The 15,671-nt window shown below is 65.8% G+C and carries 15 protein-coding genes; 7 read left to right on the plus strand and 8 right to left on the minus strand.

All coding sequences use genetic code 11. From position 1 onward, the window contains the following. The first annotated feature begins 520 nt into the window (after positions 1-520). Complete coding sequence (locus tag J3R73_RS16650; RefSeq protein WP_307437425.1) at positions 521-946, plus strand: Ros/MucR family transcriptional regulator; 426 nt, start codon at positions 521-523, stop codon at positions 944-946. Positions 947-1,047: 101 nt separating this feature from the next. Here the strand turns inward: J3R73_RS16650 and der are convergent, their stop codons facing one another. The 3 genes from der to J3R73_RS16665 form a co-directional block, all read right to left on the minus strand. Next, positions 1,048-2,463 carry a ribosome biogenesis GTPase Der gene (gene der, locus J3R73_RS16655; protein WP_307429021.1) on the minus strand — a complete coding sequence of 472 codons (1,416 nt, stop codon included), beginning with the start codon at positions 2,461-2,463 and terminating at the stop codon, positions 1,048-1,050. Between the two features lie 11 nt (positions 2,464-2,474). After that, on the minus strand, positions 2,475-3,140 hold the full coding sequence (locus J3R73_RS16660) for a tetratricopeptide repeat protein (RefSeq protein WP_307429024.1): 666 nt from the start codon (positions 3,138-3,140) through the stop codon (positions 2,475-2,477). A 133-nt stretch (positions 3,141-3,273) separates the two neighbouring features. Beyond that, the gene (locus tag J3R73_RS16665; protein WP_307429028.1) at positions 3,274-4,164 is read right to left on the minus strand and encodes a DUF2167 domain-containing protein; all 891 of its coding nucleotides are present in this window, start codon (positions 4,162-4,164) and stop codon (positions 3,274-3,276) included. A gap of 188 nt (positions 4,165-4,352) precedes the next feature. Here J3R73_RS16665 and J3R73_RS16670 point away from each other — a divergent pair, with 188 nt between their 5' ends. Continuing rightward, complete coding sequence (locus J3R73_RS16670; protein ID WP_307429030.1) at positions 4,353-5,828, plus strand: AMP nucleosidase; 1,476 nt, start codon at positions 4,353-4,355, stop codon at positions 5,826-5,828. A gap of 141 nt (positions 5,829-5,969) precedes the next feature. Here J3R73_RS16670 and panB read toward each other — a convergent pair whose 3' ends face one another. Next, positions 5,970-6,809, minus strand: coding sequence for a 3-methyl-2-oxobutanoate hydroxymethyltransferase (gene panB, locus J3R73_RS16675; protein ID WP_307429033.1), 840 nt, complete (start codon positions 6,807-6,809; stop codon positions 5,970-5,972). A gap of 216 nt (positions 6,810-7,025) precedes the next feature. On the opposite strand from panB, the gene J3R73_RS16680 reads away from it, so the two are divergent. Beyond that, a complete protein-coding gene (locus J3R73_RS16680; RefSeq protein ID WP_307429035.1) occupies positions 7,026-8,300 on the plus strand; it encodes a hypothetical protein in 1,275 nt (424 codons plus the stop codon). 150 nt (positions 8,301-8,450) lie between these two features. Here the strand turns inward: J3R73_RS16680 and J3R73_RS16685 are convergent, their stop codons facing one another. From J3R73_RS16685 to J3R73_RS16695, 3 genes are all read right to left on the minus strand, one after another. Then, positions 8,451-8,852: a cupin domain-containing protein gene (locus tag J3R73_RS16685; protein ID WP_307429037.1), complete on the minus strand. Its 402-nt coding sequence runs from the start codon at positions 8,850-8,852 to the stop codon at positions 8,451-8,453. Between the two features lie 59 nt (positions 8,853-8,911). Then, on the minus strand, positions 8,912-9,904 hold the full coding sequence (locus tag J3R73_RS16690; protein ID WP_307429040.1) for a D-2-hydroxyacid dehydrogenase family protein: 993 nt from the start codon (positions 9,902-9,904) through the stop codon (positions 8,912-8,914). A gap of 113 nt (positions 9,905-10,017) precedes the next feature. Next, complete coding sequence (locus J3R73_RS16695) at positions 10,018-10,401, minus strand: VOC family protein (protein WP_307429044.1); 384 nt, start codon at positions 10,399-10,401, stop codon at positions 10,018-10,020. A gap of 358 nt (positions 10,402-10,759) precedes the next feature. Between J3R73_RS16695 and J3R73_RS16700 the strand changes: the two genes are divergently transcribed. The 3 genes from J3R73_RS16700 (at position 10,760) to J3R73_RS16710 (ending at position 12,562) form a co-directional block, all read left to right on the plus strand. Next, on the plus strand, positions 10,760-11,374 hold the full coding sequence (locus tag J3R73_RS16700) for a LysE family translocator (RefSeq protein ID WP_307429046.1): 615 nt from the start codon (positions 10,760-10,762) through the stop codon (positions 11,372-11,374). Positions 11,375-11,759: 385 nt separating this feature from the next. After that, complete coding sequence (locus tag J3R73_RS16705; protein ID WP_307429050.1) at positions 11,760-12,068, plus strand: type II toxin-antitoxin system TacA family antitoxin; 309 nt, start codon at positions 11,760-11,762, stop codon at positions 12,066-12,068. Beyond that, complete coding sequence (locus tag J3R73_RS16710; protein WP_307429053.1) at positions 12,065-12,562, plus strand: GNAT family N-acetyltransferase; 498 nt, start codon at positions 12,065-12,067, stop codon at positions 12,560-12,562. The genes J3R73_RS16705 and J3R73_RS16710 overlap by 4 nt, the downstream gene beginning before the upstream one ends. Before the next feature lie 290 nt (positions 12,563-12,852). Here J3R73_RS16710 and ltrA read toward each other — a convergent pair whose 3' ends face one another. Next, positions 12,853-14,220, minus strand: coding sequence for a group II intron reverse transcriptase/maturase (gene ltrA, locus J3R73_RS16715; RefSeq protein ID WP_307424710.1), 1,368 nt, complete (start codon positions 14,218-14,220; stop codon positions 12,853-12,855). Positions 14,221-14,763: 543 nt separating this feature from the next. On the opposite strand from ltrA, the gene J3R73_RS16720 reads away from it, so the two are divergent. Further along, positions 14,764-15,459, plus strand: coding sequence for a transposase (locus tag J3R73_RS16720; RefSeq protein WP_307429056.1), 696 nt, complete (start codon positions 14,764-14,766; stop codon positions 15,457-15,459). Positions 15,460-15,671: the final 212 nt, after the last annotated feature.

Consider the following 15,671-nt stretch of genomic DNA (forward strand, 5'->3'; position numbering starts at 1 on the left):
TCCCCCTGTCAACACCCTTCAATCCGCTTTTTTGCAATTGCGTCACATTCAAATCCCCCGCACCACCCTCCCCCCTTGCAACCCCGCAAAATCACCCCAAAACACCCCTTCCATCCCCCCTTCACGCCCCAGTCCTCCCGCCAGTCCCCACTTATCCCCACCCCTGTGGATAACCTCGCCCCCCATGCCTCCCGCCGAATCCCCCGGCAATGCGCGTAAAAAGGGTGAAAATTATTCATGCAGCCGAATGGATGGGCGGAACGGCGCCACGGCTGCGATCAGGTTCCGCGTCGTCGCCGTTTGCGGCGAAGCGATCAGCGCCTCGGGCGCCCCCTGCACGCCGTCCGAGATCGGCCAGGACGATATCCGCTCAGGGAGCGATCCGCCGATGCAAAGAGTGGGACGGAGCGAGGGCTCCACAAATATGGCGCGCCACTTCAACAAGTTCGCTCAAACGGCTTGTTTCGTCCGGCTTCGCCGTTCTAAGCGTGTGTCCAGTCGAGATCAGCAACTCACCGGGATTCGGACAGTGGACGACAACAACATTTCCATCACAGCCGATATCGTCGCTGCCTATGTTTCCAACAACTCGCTCGCGCAGGAAGATCTATCGAAAATCATCGCCGAGGTGTACCAGGCATTGACGCGCCTTGCCAGAGGCGAGGTGCCGGAGAACGCCCCGCAGGAAAGACCTGAGCCGGCCGTGCCGATCAGGAAATCTGTAACGCCGGATTTCATCATCTGTCTGGAGGACGGCAAGCCGTTCAAGTCGCTCAAGCGCCATCTCGCGAGCACCTACGGCATGACGCCGGACGACTACCGGGCGAAATGGGGGCTGCCCGCCGACTATCCCATGGTCGCGCCGAACTACGCGCAGGCCCGCTCGACCCTCGCCAAGCAGATGGGTCTCGGCCATGTCCGCAGACAGCCGCCGGCCGTGAAATAGGCGGCGGCGATCCGGTCGACCGCCCCTCGCAATGCGCAATCCAATAGATTGGAGAAAAATTGCGATTCCTCAGAATCGCAATTTTGCCCTCGTGCCGCCCGCTACTTGCTCTTGCTCTTGCGATCGAATGGATTTCTCGACGAGCGCATGCTGAGCCGGATCGGCACGCCGGGCATGTCGAAGGTGTCGCGCAGTCCGTTGACGAGATAGCGCAGGAAGCTTTCGGGCAAGGCGTCGAGCTGGTTGCCGAACACCGCGAAATGCGGCGGGCGCGTCTTCACCTGCGTCATGTAGCGGATCTTGATGCGCCGACCGGAAACGGCCGGCGGCGGATGATGTTCGAGCACGCCGCCGAGCCAGCGGTTGAGCTTGGCCGTGGGCACGCGGCGGTTCCATGTCGCAAAGGCGCGGAAGGTCGCCTCCATCAGCCGGTCGAGCCCCTGCTCGGAGAGGCCCGACAGGGTGACCAGCGGCGCGCCGCGCAATTGCGGCAGCAGGCGCTCGAACATCTCCCTGGCGTCCGCGAGCGTCTTGTTGCGGTTCTCGACCAGGTCCCATTTGTTGAGCGCGACCACCAGCGCCCGCCCTTCCCGTTCCACCAGGTCCGCGATCTGCAGGTCCTGCTTCTCGAAAGGCGCGGCGCTGTCGAGCAGGAGGACCACGACCTCGGCGAAGCGGACGGCCCTCAGCCCGTCGGACACCGAGAGCTTCTCGAGCTTGTCCTCGATGCGCGCCTTCTTGCGCATGCCCGCGGTGTCGAACAGCTTGATGCGCTTGTCGCGCCAGGTCCAGTCGACCGAGATCGTATCGCGGGTGATCCCGGCTTCCGGCCCGGTGAGCAGGCGGTCCTGCCCGATCAGCGCATTGATGAGCGTCGATTTGCCGGCATTGGGGCGCCCGATGATCGCGACGCGCAGAGGACGCGCGATGCCGGCATCGAGCACGATCGCCTCTTCCTCGCCCTCCTCGCCGCTGACGACGGCGTCGGTATCGGCGACATCCTCCTCGGCCTCGTTGGCCGCGGCGGGAAGGATGGCGGCGATGGCCTCCTCAAGGTCGGCCATGCCCTCGCCATGCTCGGCCGAGATCGGCACGGGGTCGCCGAGGCCGAGCGAGAACCCCTCATAGGCGCCCTGGAAGCCGGTGCGGCTTTCGGTCTTGTTGGCGACCACGATGACGGGCTTGCCCGAGCGGCGCGCCACCTCGGCGAAATGCTCGTCGGCCGGCGTGAGGCCGGCGCGGGCATCGATCATGAACAGGACGAGATCGCAGAGCGCGATCGCCGCCTCGGTCTGGGCCCGCATGCGGCCGGCGAGCGAAGCGTCTTCGGCAACCTCGAGGCCGGCCGTGTCGATCACCTTGAAGCTCAGATGGCCGAGGCGGGCATCGCCCTCGCGCCGATCGCGCGTCACGCCCGGCCGATCGTCGACGATCGCCAGCTTGCGCCCGACGAGGCGGTTGAAAAGGGTCGACTTGCCGACATTGGGCCGACCGACGATGGCGATGGACGCGGACATGGCCTGGACCGTCACGATCCGGCTTTGACGGGCTGGTCGGAGGCGATGAGCTGCAGCATCACGTCGGCGCGCTGGCGCAGCGCGGCTGGAACATCCCTGTCGGTGATCACGGCCTGGTACCATTTGGAGGCATTGGCGAGATCCTTCGCCTTCCAGGCCGCGAGGCCGAGGATCTCGCGGGCGGAATGGCGCCACGGTTGGTCGGCGCCGGCCAGCGGCTCGATCCTGGCCGCGATGTCGGCATAGGAGGCGTCGTCGACCATGAGATAGCCGGCGCGGATCTTGGCGAGGCCCTGCAGCAGCGGGTCGACCGAACCGTCGGCGGCCAGCGCATCATAGGCCTTGATGCCGTCGGCGACATTGTCGGTCGCCGTCTCGGCCGCGAGCCGGAAGCGCGCCAGCAAACGATAGCCGCCGGTGCCGTCCTTCTCGATCTGGCTCAGCGCCGCCGCGGCATCGGCCGTCTTGCCGGCCTGCGAAAGGGCGACGGCGTCCTGGAAACGTGAGCCGTCGGCGTCGGCCTGCTGCTGGGCGTAACGCTGGTAGGCCGTCCACGCGCCGACGCCCGCCACCACCAGAAGCGCGGCGCCGACGACATATTTGCTGTAGCGAGCCCAGAGCCTCTGCGCCCGCTCGCGGCGCATATCCTCGTGAACTTCCTGGAAGATATCGGTCATAGACCCGTCCATTCCGGTTTCGCGGCAAGGGCGGAGCCCCGGCGCGACAGATTGGCATCGGCGTAGAGGACGGGGTCGGCGGCGTCAAGCAAACAGCGCCCCAAACCCGAAGGAATGGCCGCCGGAGGCCGGATTATCGGCGCTTGAAGCGGCGGATACGCAGGACGACCAGCAGCAGGACGCAGATGACGGCCAGGCCGAAGGGCCATGTCCGCAGCAGCGTCTCCCAGGACGGCCGCGAGGGCGCCGCCGGCATGGCGGGACTGATCAGCGCGGTAATGCTGCGCTCGCCTGCGCCGGCACCGGCATACTCCTCGTAGCGCCCGCCGGCGCCGAAGGCGATGCCGGCGAGGACCGCCCTCGCCCGCGCCGTGTAGGAAGCGATCTCCTCGGACGGCGCCACCATCGTCATCTCGGCATAGCCGTCCCGGCCGAGGACGAAGCCATGGATGTTGCCGGAGCCGGGCTCGTCGCCGTCGCCGATCTCCGAGGTCTTCGCCGCCCAGATCAGGCGATGGGCCGCGGCGTCGTAATCCGGCCTTTCGAGCCAGCCGGTCACCTCCAGCTGCGGCAGATCGCGCTTCGCCCGGCCGGCATTGCCCTGCGCGGTGCTGGCGCGCAGGGCCTGGAGGAGCGCATCGGCGTTCCAGGCCCGGGCATCCGCATCCGAGACATGGCCGCCCGGGTGATAGTCGAGGAAGATCACCCAGTTCGCGCCCTCCACCATGGGCGTGACCATGCCGACGAGGTCCTTGTCCGGCTCATAGCCGGAGGCCGCCGCCCAGGCCCCTGCCTCGGGCTGGCGGACGAAGGCGGCCCCCGCCGGCACGCGGAGGCCCGCGCCGGCGGCGAGGGGAACCGTGCCCGGCCCCGGCACCAGCACCTTCTGCATGGCATCGACGGCGCTCTGCAGCCGCTGCGCCTGCTCGGCGCCGGAGGGCGCCTCGGCCATCGCCGGCTCCGAAAACCCCGCCAGCGCGCCCGCCGCCAGTCCGATGAGAAAAAACAACGTCTTCGCCGCCATGGCCTCGCCTCCGGGGTCACGCCCGGCCGGCATGCCCGCTGCCTGCTTAGCGCGAACTTCTTTGCAATGCGTGACATTGAGCGCGCGGCCCACTTTCGGCGCCCTTTCGGGCTCGCGGTCGTTGCGGTGTCACCGAGCCTGCATTAGAAGGCCGAAAAGGGAGAGCCGTCTTCCGGCTACAGAATTAGATGAACAATGCCCCCCGCCGCTTCAACGATGCGAAAGCGGCCGTTGCGGCGATCTCGCAGCTCTACGAAACCGGCACGCGCAGCTTGCGCGAGGCCTTCACCGCCTTCGCCAAGGGTGAGGAGTTCGGCCACCGCATCCGCGCCCATTATCCCTATATCCGCATCAGCAGCGACCGCCTGCCCGAACTCGACGCGCGTACGCCCTTCGGCTTCATCGCCGATGCCGGCACCTATGCCACCACGGTGACGCGGCCCGACATCTTCAGCCGCTACCTCGAGGAGCAGCTCGCGCTGCTCCTGCGCAACACCGGCGTGGACATCGAAATCGGCGAGAGTTCGACGCCCATTCCGATCCACTTCGCCCTCGGCGAGGACTTCCACGCCGAGAAGGGGCTCGACTTCGCCCGCCTCGCCATGATGCCGCAGGTCTTCGACGTGCCCGACCTCACCATCATGGACGACCGCATCGCCAACGGCATCGACGTGCGTTCGCAGGGCGACGCCAAGCCGCTCTCGCTCTTCACCGCGCCCCGCATCGACCTCTCGCTGATGCGGCTGAAGCATTATACCGGCACGTCGGCGGGCCATTTCCAGAATTTCGTGATCTTCACCAATTACCAGTTCTACATCGACGAGTTCGTCCGCCTGGCGCAGGCGACCATCGCCGCCTCCGACGGCGCCGAGGCGGGCTCGCTGGGCGCGGGCTACACCGCCTTCGTCGAGCCGGGCGACGTCGTCACCCCGGCCGGCGGCGAGCCGGCGAACGGGCGCCACCCGCTGCGCCTGCCCCAGATGCCGGCCTACCACCTCAAGCGTGCCGACGATTCCGGCATCACCATGATCAATATCGGCGTCGGCCCGTCCAATGCCAAGAACATCAGCGACCATGTCGCGGTGCTGCGTCCGCATGCCTGGCTGATGCTCGGCCATTGCGCCGGGCTGCGCAATTCGCAGATGCTGGGCGACTATGTCCTCGCCCACGCCTATCTCCGGCAGGACCAGGTGCTCGACGCCGACCTGCCGCGCGAGGTGCCGGTGCCGGCGCTGGCGGAGATCCAGATCGCGATCGAGACCGCCGTCGGCCGCGTCACCGGCCTCACCGGCTATGATCTCAAGCGGGTGATGCGCACCGGCACCGTCGCCACCGTCGACGACCGCAATTGGGAGCTGCGCCCCTCCACCGTGCAGAACCTGCCCTTCATCCAGAGCCGCGCCATCGCGCTCGACATGGAATCGAGCACCATCGCCGCCAATGGCTTCCGCTTCCGCGTTCCCTACGGCACGCTGCTGTGCGTGTCCGACAAGCCGCTGCACGGCCAGCTGAAACTGCCGGGCATGGCCGATTCCTTCTATCGCGAGCGCGTGTCGCAGCACCTGGCGATCGGCCTGGAGACGATGGCGCTGCTGCGCGAGACCGACAAGCGCCAGCTCCATTCGCGCAAGCTGCGCAGCTTCAACGAGGTCGCCTTCCAATAGGAAAAAGCGCGCTTCCGGCGCCCGCTATGCGCTGACGCGACGACGGAGGGGCGATCACCGATCGCCCTTCTCGGAAACGCCGAGCCGCCCGGAAAGGAAGAGGTCGATCGGGGATCGACCCTCCAATCGCCTCCCTCCCCCCTATTCGGACTTGGCGGGCTGCGCCTTCTTCATGCCGTAGGTATTTTCGGGAGCCGGGAAGGATCGGCTCCTCACCGCATCGGCATAGCCCTCGACCGCCTCGCGGATATGTCCGGCGAGGGAGCCGAAGCGCTTGACGAATTTCGGCACGCGGTCGGAAAGGCCGAGCATGTCCTCGAGAACGAGGATCTGGCCGTCGCAGGTCGGCGACGCGCCGATGCCGATCGTCGGAATCGGCAGCTGCGCCGTGATCTTCGCGGCGAGCGGCTCGGCGATCGCTTCGAGCACCACCGCGAAGGCGCCGGCGTCGGCAACCAGCGCGGCGTCCCGTTCGATCGGGCCCCAATCCTCTTCCTCTCGTCCCTGCGCCTTGAACGAGCCCAGCGCCATGATCGATTGCGGCGTGAGGCCGACATGCGCCATCACCGGCACGCCGCGCCCGGTCAGGAAGCGGATGGTCGGCGCCATGCGCTCGCCGCCTTCGAGCTTGATGGCGCCGCAGCCGGTCTCCTTGAGGATGCGCGCGGCGTTGCGGAAGGCCTGCTCGGGCGACTCCTCATAGGAGCCGAACGGCATGTCGACGACGACGAGCGCGTGCGAAGACCCGCGCATCACTGCGAGCCCCTGCAGGATCATCATCTCCAGCGTCACCGGCAGGGTGGTCTCCATGCCGTGCATCACCATGCCGAGGCTGTCGCCCACCAAAATGAAATCGACATACGAATCGATTATCCGGGTCGTATGCGTGTGGTACGACGTCAGCGCAACGATGGGGTCCTTGCCCTTGCGCTGGCGGATCTGGGGCGCCGTGACACGCGGGGATTGGCTCTGGATCGACACGGGAACTCCTTCACGGCTGCTGCCGTAAACCATGGTTGCAACAAATGCGCGATTCTGCTCGTGGCGGCGCAATGCCAACTAGCCAACTCTTAACAAATGCTTAAAGAATTTGTTTGCGCAAGCAGAGGGCCGGACGCTATCATTAGGGCGCTTCCAGGAGGAGTCTCCGTGTTGCGCTTGACCATAGGCGCATCGTAGCGTTTTGGTGGGGAAGATATGGCCGAGCCTGTCAAAAAAGACGAAGCCCTGGCGGCTGCTGTACGCGAAGCGTTTCAGCGCCACATGGAAAACGCGCGCCTCGCGGCGCAGGCGTTGAAGGAAAAGCAGGCCCAGGCGCAGTCCTCCCGTCTGGCGAATGGTTCGACCGCATCGACGTCGGCTGCCCGTGACCCCAGGATGAAAGTCCCGGAGGCGGCCAATCAGCGGGACGGCGGCGCGCCGCCGCGCCCGGCCGGTCCGGCAGCGGCGTCCGCGGAAACCGGCGGCGTCAATCCCTCGCTCGGCCGGCTGGTCGCGCTCGCTTCGCCCCAGAAGGCGAACGAGGCGAATGGATCGGCCCGCGCCGAAGAGGCCGCCGATCCGGACAATGCCGCGCGCACCATCGATTTCGGTGAAGCGCTTTTCAACGAAATCGCCCAGGAACTCGACTGGAAGACGGAAACGTCGCCCCGCATGCCGAAAGCGGCGTCTCTGGAGACGACGGACGAGCAGGACGAGGATGCGGCCGACGACGCCGACAAGGCTGGCGAGGGCTCCGCCACGGCGCAGCCGCTCGGTACGCAGCCCAAGGCGAATGCCCGCATTTCGGTCGTCCCGCTCCCGGCGCCGGCCCGGCGAACCTCGCGCTTCGGCGTCGCCCCTCCCGCGGCGGCCGAGGCCAAGCGGGCCAGCAAGTTCGCGCCGACCCGTCCGGTCAACACCAACGACGCCCTCTTCGCGGCCAAGGCACGCTCGACCGGCCGCGTCCGTATACCCGCCGCCCTCCTCGCCTCGCTCGTCATCGGCGCGGCGATCATCGCCGTGCTGGGCTATTTCTGGGGCTATCCGGAGAAACTGCGGTCCCTGGGCATGCTGGTCGCGCCTCCGGCTCCCCCCTCCTCCGGCACCAACGTGGTCGCGGCCAAGCCGGCTCCCGCCGCTTCGGTGCAGGCGCCCCAGCAGGCCGCCGGCGCCGACCGTCAGCCCCTGAGCCACAGCGTGACGACCGTCGCCATCAAGGTCGACGAGGTCGATCAGGCGGTCCAGAGCGCTCATGAATTCCTGGCGGCCGGCCATGTCGACGAAGCGCGCGCGGCCCTGGCGGCCTACAGGACGGGCAGCGACGCGCGGGCCCTGTTCGCGCTCGCCGAGACCTATGATCCGGCCATCGTCCACGATGCCGCGCAGGCCGATGCCGTGCAGGCCAGGGGCTTCTATGAAGCCGCGGCCAAGGCCGGATCGCAGGACACGGCGGACCGCATCGCCAGGCTTCAGATCGCCCCCGTCAACTGAGCTGCCGCAACTCCGCCCGGGTGCGCGGACGTCCCGTCCGCTCTTGGGGGACCGTCGTGCCTGCGGGTTCGAAAGAGCGGACGGGACGTCCGCGCACCCGGGTCATCGCATGACGGGGCCTTTCGGCGCCTCGGGTAACGGACGGGCTGCTCAGGAAGCGCCGTCCGGGCCGTGCGAAGCCGACGGCGTCATGGCTGCCTGCAGGATGCTGCCCGCCGCATCCCGCGCCCTGTAATCGTCCCTTATCGGGTAGAAGGCGTCCATCGTGCGGCAATCGGTCAGCGCGCGGCCGGAATGGGTGGCATGCGGCGGAACGACGGCGACCATGCCGGGCTTCAGCACCGTGGTCACACCTTCGACCGTCACCTCCAATTCGCCTTCGAACTGGTGCACGACCTGCTCGTGCGGGTGGGTGTGGACCGGCAGAATCGCGCCGGCATCGATCTTCCACAGCACGAATGTCATGGCGCCGGAATGGACGAAGCGGCCATGGAATCCGGGAATGACGGTGCGCGGTTCGAGCTTGTCCCAATCGAAAACGAGATCCTGCATGGCCGCTCCCTGTCGCTCCCTGTGACGGAGGCTGCCCGGTGGGGCGCCCCCGCGAATCCTTATGACGGCCTTTTATGCATGAGCGCCTCGGGATTGAGAATATGCGCCGGCCTGCCGTCGAGATAGGCGGCCACCGCGAGCGCGGCGCCGGCATGAAAGCGGCGCATATTGTCCTCGGTGACGAAGCCGAGATGCGGCGTCAGCGTCACATTGTCGAGGCCGTTCAGGGGATGGTCCCGCGGCAGCGGCTCCTCGTCGAACACGTCGAGGCCCGCGCCGGCGATGTGCCGCTCCCGCAAGGCGGCGACCAGCGCCGCCTCGTCGACGACCGGTCCGCGCGAGGTGTTGACGAGATAGGCCGTCGGCTTCATCGCGGCGATCTCCCGCGCTCCCACCAATCCCCGGCTGCGCTCGCCCAGGACATAATGGATGCTGACGATATCGCTCTGCGCGAACAGGTCCTGCTTGTCCACACGCACGGCGCCGGCCTCCCGCGCCGCGTCGTCGGTGAGATTCCGGCTCCAGGCGATCACCCTCATGTCGAAGGCCTGGGCGTAGCGTGCCATGCGCGTGCCGATCCTGCCGAGGCCGACGAGGCCGAGCGTGCGTCCCGCCAAAGTGAGGCCCAGCGTATGCTGCCATTGGCCCTGCCGCAGGCGCTGCGATTCGGCGGCGAGGTGGCGGACGGTCGCCAGCAGCAGGCCCCAGGCGAATTCGGGCGTGGCGGCGGGCGAATAAGGCAGGGAATCGGGCGCCCGCCCCTCGCTGACGAGGATGCCCGCAGCCGTCGCCGCCGCGTAGTCGATGGTGGTGACGCGCGGATCGGTCACGACGATCATCTTCAGATTGAGCAGGCGCGCGATGAGTTCTTCCGAAATTGTGGTGCGCTCGCGCAGCGTGCAGATCACGTCGAAAGGCGCGAGGACCTCGGCGATTTCGTCATCCGCCAGATGATCGTTGAAGACATGCAGGCTCGCCCGCGCCGTGACCGTCGACCAGTCGGCGAGCGTCAGGGCCGCGTTGGCGTAATCGTCGAGAATGGCAACCTTCACTGATCGCTCCCGTATCGTGCTGAAATGAACCGAAAAAGGCTTCCGCCGGTCCTATCACGGGCGATCGGGAGGCGGGATCACGTTCCGGCGAGCGCAATCGCCGTCTTCCGGCATCATGTCGCCGAGGCCGGTCCGGCCTTGCCCTCGCGGAAGACCAGTTCGAGGAGGATTCCGGTCGGCGTGTGCACGAACAGGCGCCTTTCGCCAAGGTCCGGCAGTTCCATGCGCGAATAGGCGATGCCCATTCCGTCGAGCCGGCGCCGCATGCCGTCATGGTCGGCGAGCCGGAAGGCGACATGGTCGATGGCCTCGGCGCCCCGATCGGCCGCCCCGCCCTGCCCCGGAATGAGATGCACGATGGGCTCGCTTCCGTCGTAGAGCCAGTAGCCGGGGAACGGAAAATCGGGCCGGTCGCCGGGAATGAGGCCGAGGACGGCTTCGAAGAAGGCGCGGGTGCCTTCGAGGTCACGCGTGCGCAAGGTGACGTGGTCGAGCATGGCGGCCTCAGGCGTTCGAGCGGCCACCGTCGAGCCGTATGGTCGAGCCGGTGGCGAAGGCGTGGTGAGGAGGAGCGTTATCATGGCATGCCACACATCACGCCGCTTCCCTATAAAAGACGCCGCGGCGGCATCGTTCCCCGGCTCGCGACGCTGCTCCTCTTGCAGCGAAATGTCATGACTTCCTGCCCGCGCATATGTTTCGTGTGACATCACGGGCCGCGGCCGTGAGACTTGAAGGAGGCCGGCCGCGTCCTGTCGCGGAAATCCTGGCGATTTTCGGATCCTCCCCTTTCATAGGAGAGAAAAGCGCGTAGGCTGGAAGCCCGGTAGCAAGCATGACTTTCCGGGATTCCCCATGGATATTTCGACCTTACTCGCCTTCGCCGCGGCTTTCTTCGTGTTCGCCGCCAGCCCTGGCCCGGACAATATGACGATCGTGGCGCGCACGATCTCGCATGGCGCGGCCGGGGGCATCGCCTATGGGGCCGGAACCGTGGCCGGCATCCTGATCTTCCTCACTTTGGCCGCGTTCGGCCTGTCGATCATCGCCGCCGAAATGGGGATCGTCATGACGATCCTGCGCTATGCCGGTGCGGCCTATCTGATCTGGATGGGCATCAAGCTCTGGACGGCCGAGCCGGTGGTGCCGGCGCTGCAACCCACCTCCGAACGGCGCGGCGTGCTGGCGATCTTCGCGACCGGCGTCGCGCTCAATCTCGGCAATCCGAAAATGCCGCTGTTCTACATCGCGTTGTTGCCGAACGTCGTGGGATCGTCGCTCACGCCCGGCCACGTCGCGGCGCTGGCCGCCGTCATCCTTGCGGTCGAGACGGTGGTGATCGGCGGGCATGTCATCCTGGCCGGGCGCGCCCGCAAACTGCTCCGGACACCCACCGTCGTGCGCCGCGTGAACCGAACCGCCGGCGGCGTCATGGTCGGCGCCGGCCTTGCGGTCATGGCATCGAGATAGGGCTTTCCCGGCGCCGACGCGGCAGCGGCCGGGAGCTGCATAGCCTGCGGCACAGCTTCGCCGGTGTCGCCGAGCAACTCGGAGCGACGATCGCGGTGTTGTGGGTTATCGCGTCGGGGGCGTCACCGGGGGCTGCATCCTCAAGCGGGTCGATGTGCCTTTGATCGACGCCGCCAACCCCGTGGCCGAGCACGTCGAGATGCTGATGCGAGGGCGAGGCACCGCTCTCGGCCATGGTGCAATTCGTTCCGAGGGGGTTGGTCCGGACGAAGCCCACCCATTCCCCACCCGCCTTGGCCAGTTCGGTTGAGGCCGCGGATTTGGGGTCGAATCTCGTATTGTATTTTGCACTACGACGGCCTATGTTCTCCGTCGGAGATGATCGATGGCCATCAACGCTGATCGCAAAGAACACCCGATTTCGATGCGCCTCCCCGAGGCGGACATCGCCATGATCGACCGCGCCGCCGGACTGCGCGGCCGCTCCCGTACTGACTTCGTCCGCGAAGCCGCCGTTCGAGCGGCCGAGGACGTTTTGATGGAAAACCGTCTGATCCGCATGAGTGCGGAAGGCTTTGCGGAATTCATGGCCATCCTGTCAGCGCCCGTAGCCGCTATTCCCGAGATGGTCGAGTTGGCGAAGCGTTCTGCCCCCTGGGAGCCGGGCTACATTGCAAAAAAAGCTGAGCCTTGAGCCTCTCGATCCCCGAGCCGCTCACCGCAGCGCATGACGTCTCGGCGTTCTCCTGCGGTAAGCCCTCGCTCGATCACTGGCTCAAGACCCGGGCGCTTTCAAACCAGGAGAAGGGCTTCACCGTCGTCCTCGTAGTCCACGACGAAGGGCGAGTGGTCGGCTTTTATGGTCTGGCTCCGACGGCAGTTGTCCCGAACGCCCTGCCGCGATCCATCCGAACCGGCCAGCCACCTGACCCTGTGCCGTGCCTACTGCTCGGCCAGCTCGCAACCGACCTTGGTTGGGCCGGCCGCGGTATCGGGACGGGCTTGGTGAAACATGCCCTGCAACGCTGCATCACCGCAGCAAATCTTGTTGGCGGCCGCGCGTTGCTCGTCAACGCTGTCGATCTCGAAGCAGCCGCATTCTGGCAACGCCGAGGATTTCTGCCGTCGCGAGATGATCCGCTCGTTCTGGTTCGGTCGATCGCCGATATTGCGGCGTCGATGCCATGACCGAACGCAACAAATACAATACCATGTCGATATTCAAAGTTGGTAATTAGTGCCGCTACATGGTCAATCTGTCGGAAGAATGTCTGAATGTACTAAACGGCGGCCACTTTACAGTTGTCGAACCGGGACCCCTGCACACGCCGATTCAGAGCTTCTCGATTCGGCGTGACGAGAAGCTTCCTGACTGGTATTACGGGGCAGTTTACTTAATGAGTTTTGATTTCGTAGAGTCGAGGAAGGGCGCGGTAGCTTGAGCCATTCGGCAACGCCCCGTTTCCCTTCCCCGCTCATCAAACCGGACGTGCGGATTTCCCGCATCCGGCTTTCCGGGTGGCTTCATTGTAAGGCCCACGACGGGACACAGGATGCACGCGTCTGAGCTGGCGCACACCGAGTTCGGCGAAGATGGTGCTTCGCGAGAACGCTGATGTGCCGCTGTTTTGCTCCTTGTGTCGTTTGGCGAGGAAGTGCCTCACGCGGTCAACGACATGATGATCGGCCGCCTGATACGTCAGCGACAGCGAGCCATAGCCGAAGTAGGCCGACCAGCCAGCCAGAAGGCTGTTCAGTCGATCCCGCACGTCGGGCCATGATCCCTTGTTGCCGGGCACCAGCAGATCGCTCACCTTGCCTTTCAACCGTTGCAGGCTCCTGGCGGACGGACTGGCGCCGAGATAAAGGCGGCCATCCTTGCTATGACGATGCGGACCGAACGTGTAGCCGAGGAAGTCGAAGCGCTCGGTTCGAGCTTCCTTCACCGAGGTTTTCGCCTCGTTGATCGTCAGCCCGAGCCTTGTCATCACCGCCTTCGTCCACGCCAGCGCCTCTGCCGCGTGGCCGCGGCTGAGGATGACGAAGTCGTCGGCGTAGTTGACGACATGCGCCCTGAACGCCTCGCCGCAAGCAGCAAGACGCCAGTGCTTCAGGAACCGGTTCATGTAGAGGTTGGCCAGCAACGGGCTGACGACACCACCCTGCGGCGTGCCGAGCCGGTTGCGCTTGCCACCCATCCTGCGCCGGGTTCCATCCTCGCCTTGTTCCTCGACCGGCACTTTGAGCCACATCCGGATCAGATGCAGCACATGCCGGTCACAGGTACGACGAGATACCGACTTCATCAGTTCAGGGTGCGGGATCGTATCGAAGTACTTCGACAAATCCGCATCCACCACATCCGTATACCCTCCAAGCAAGTGCTGGTGCACCTGCCGGATCGCCTCGGCGGCGCCCTGCTGGGGACGATAGCCGTAAGCAGTCCTTTCCAGGTCCGCTTCGAAGATCGGCTCGAGCACAAGCTTGGCGGCGGTCTGAACAACCCGGTCCCGTATCGTCGGGATGCCGAGCGGGCGTTCACCGCCTCCCGGCTTGGGGATGATCACCCGCCGTACAGCCTGCGGCCGATACGTCTTCGAAGCGAGGTCCTTACCCAATGCCGCCAGCCAGTTCTCGACACCGCCCGCCTCGATCTGCGCAAAGCTCATCCCGTCAACACCCGATGCACCCCCATTCTCACGGGCACGCAACCAGGCATGGTGCAGGATGTCTTCACGGTAGATCTTGTCGTACAGTGCATAGAAGCGGAAGGCAGGCTCCGCCTTCGCCTTGCAATACAGCTTTCTTTGAAGAATCCGGATCCGTTCGGGCGTTGCTAGACGCATCGTCAATCGCCTCCACCTCATCTTTGCCGAAAGCACACCACAAGTCAGGGGCCTTCCCTCCACCGGCATTACCCGGTCTCGACAGTACTACGCCCCTGTCCGACTCCCGCCCGATGCCGCTGTCCTGAATGACAGCGTTGAGGACGCGACCCCCGCACCAAACGGGTCTCCCCCGATTACGCCCACCACCTTGCCGGCGTGCCGTGCCCACTACCCCGGTGAACCGGACGGGTGCAGATGTCGATTGCTTCCCCCTCCGCGCGGCCTTCCCCGGTAATCCGGCGGGTCGGCGCTCACATCTCGACTTTCGAGGCCTGCTCAGGCTTTACTCACATTACGGCCCACCGGCTCGCTCAACCGCCCAGGGCGGCCTTTGTCACGAGGCTCCGGCCCGCCCAATTACCCGGACAAGCCGCTCGTCTGCTACCGGATCAATCGACAACTGTCCGGGTGGAATCTTCCTCCACTGGTGATGTACACCGTCGGGGCGCACGAATTACGGGGACAGTTTACTAATTAGTCGATTCCAGCTATGATAGTAGTATGGCTCGCATAGCTCGTCTCGTGGTTCCCGACGCCGTTCATCACCTCACGCAGCGCGGCAATCGGCGCGAGAGAGTGTTCTTCGGCGATGACGACTATCGGGCCTACCTGGATCTCTTGCGCCTCTACGCCCCGAAATCCGGCACGCGTGTGGTCGCCTGGTGTCTCATGCCCAATCATGTGCATCTTCTCGTCATCCCCGACGCGTCTGGCGGCCTGCGGGCCTTGCTTGGCGAAGTGCATCGCCGCTACACGGCGCGCATCAACGCCCGCAACCGCTGGACCGGACACCTATGGCAGGGACGCTTCGGCTCGGTGGCGATGGACGAGGACCACTTCGCGCATGCCCTACGCTATGTCAGCCTCAACCCGGTGCGCGCCCGACTCGTCGCCAAGGCCGAGGAGTGGCCCTGGTCGAGCGTCCGCGCCCATCTCAGCGGCGAGAGCGACGGCCTGACCGAACTCGCCCCGGTGCTCGACCGCTTCCCGCACTTCGCTGATCTCCTCGGCAGCGAGGAGGACGAGGCAGCGAGGAGGACGAGGCAGCGGCCAACGCTCTTCGCCTCGCCGAGTCCACCGGACGGCCGCTCGGAGCGGCCGCCTGGGTCGCAGATTTGGAGGCCCGCACAGGCCGGCCGCTGCGACCGCGGAAACGTGGGCCGAAATCAAAACTCATTAAGTAAACTGTCCCCGTAATTCGTGCGCCCCGACGGTGTACATCACCAGTGGAGGAAGATTCCACCCGGACAGTTGTCGATTGATCCGGTAGCAGACGAGCGGCTTGTCCGGGTAATTGGGCGGGCCGGAGCCTCGTGACAAAGGCCGCCCTGGGCGGTTGAGCGAGCCGGTGGGCCGTAATGTGAGTAAAGCCTGAGCAGGCCTCGAAAGTCGAGATGTGAGCGCCGACC

Origin of the sequence: Labrys monachus (genome assembly GCF_030814655.1) — a bacterium.
In the GTDB taxonomy this organism is placed as follows: domain Bacteria; phylum Pseudomonadota; class Alphaproteobacteria; order Rhizobiales; family Labraceae; genus Labrys; species Labrys monacha.

What these genes read in the sequence shown, in the direction of transcription:
- der (WP_307429021.1), bottom strand. Translation starts at nt 2,463, where the DNA reads ATGTCCGCGTCCATCGCCATCGTCGGTCGGCCCAATGTCGGCAAGTCG.
- J3R73_RS16660 (WP_307429024.1), bottom strand. Translation starts at nt 3,140, where the DNA reads ATGACCGATATCTTCCAGGAAGTTCACGAGGATATGCGCCGCGAGCGG.
- J3R73_RS16665 (WP_307429028.1), bottom strand. Translation starts at nt 4,164, where the DNA reads ATGGCGGCGAAGACGTTGTTTTTTCTCATCGGACTGGCGGCGGGCGCG.
- J3R73_RS16670 (WP_307429030.1), top strand. Translation starts at nt 4,353, where the DNA reads ATGAACAATGCCCCCCGCCGCTTCAACGATGCGAAAGCGGCCGTTGCG.
- J3R73_RS16680 (WP_307429035.1), top strand. Translation starts at nt 7,026, where the DNA reads ATGGCCGAGCCTGTCAAAAAAGACGAAGCCCTGGCGGCTGCTGTACGC.
- J3R73_RS16685 (WP_307429037.1), bottom strand. Translation starts at nt 8,852, where the DNA reads ATGCAGGATCTCGTTTTCGATTGGGACAAGCTCGAACCGCGCACCGTC.
- J3R73_RS16695 (WP_307429044.1), bottom strand. Translation starts at nt 10,401, where the DNA reads ATGCTCGACCACGTCACCTTGCGCACGCGTGACCTCGAAGGCACCCGC.
- J3R73_RS16700 (WP_307429046.1), top strand. Translation starts at nt 10,760, where the DNA reads ATGGATATTTCGACCTTACTCGCCTTCGCCGCGGCTTTCTTCGTGTTC.
- J3R73_RS16705 (WP_307429050.1), top strand. Translation starts at nt 11,760, where the DNA reads ATGGCCATCAACGCTGATCGCAAAGAACACCCGATTTCGATGCGCCTC.
- ltrA (WP_307424710.1), bottom strand. Translation starts at nt 14,220, where the DNA reads ATGCGTCTAGCAACGCCCGAACGGATCCGGATTCTTCAAAGAAAGCTG.
- J3R73_RS16720 (WP_307429056.1), top strand. Translation starts at nt 14,764, where the DNA reads ATGGCTCGCATAGCTCGTCTCGTGGTTCCCGACGCCGTTCATCACCTC.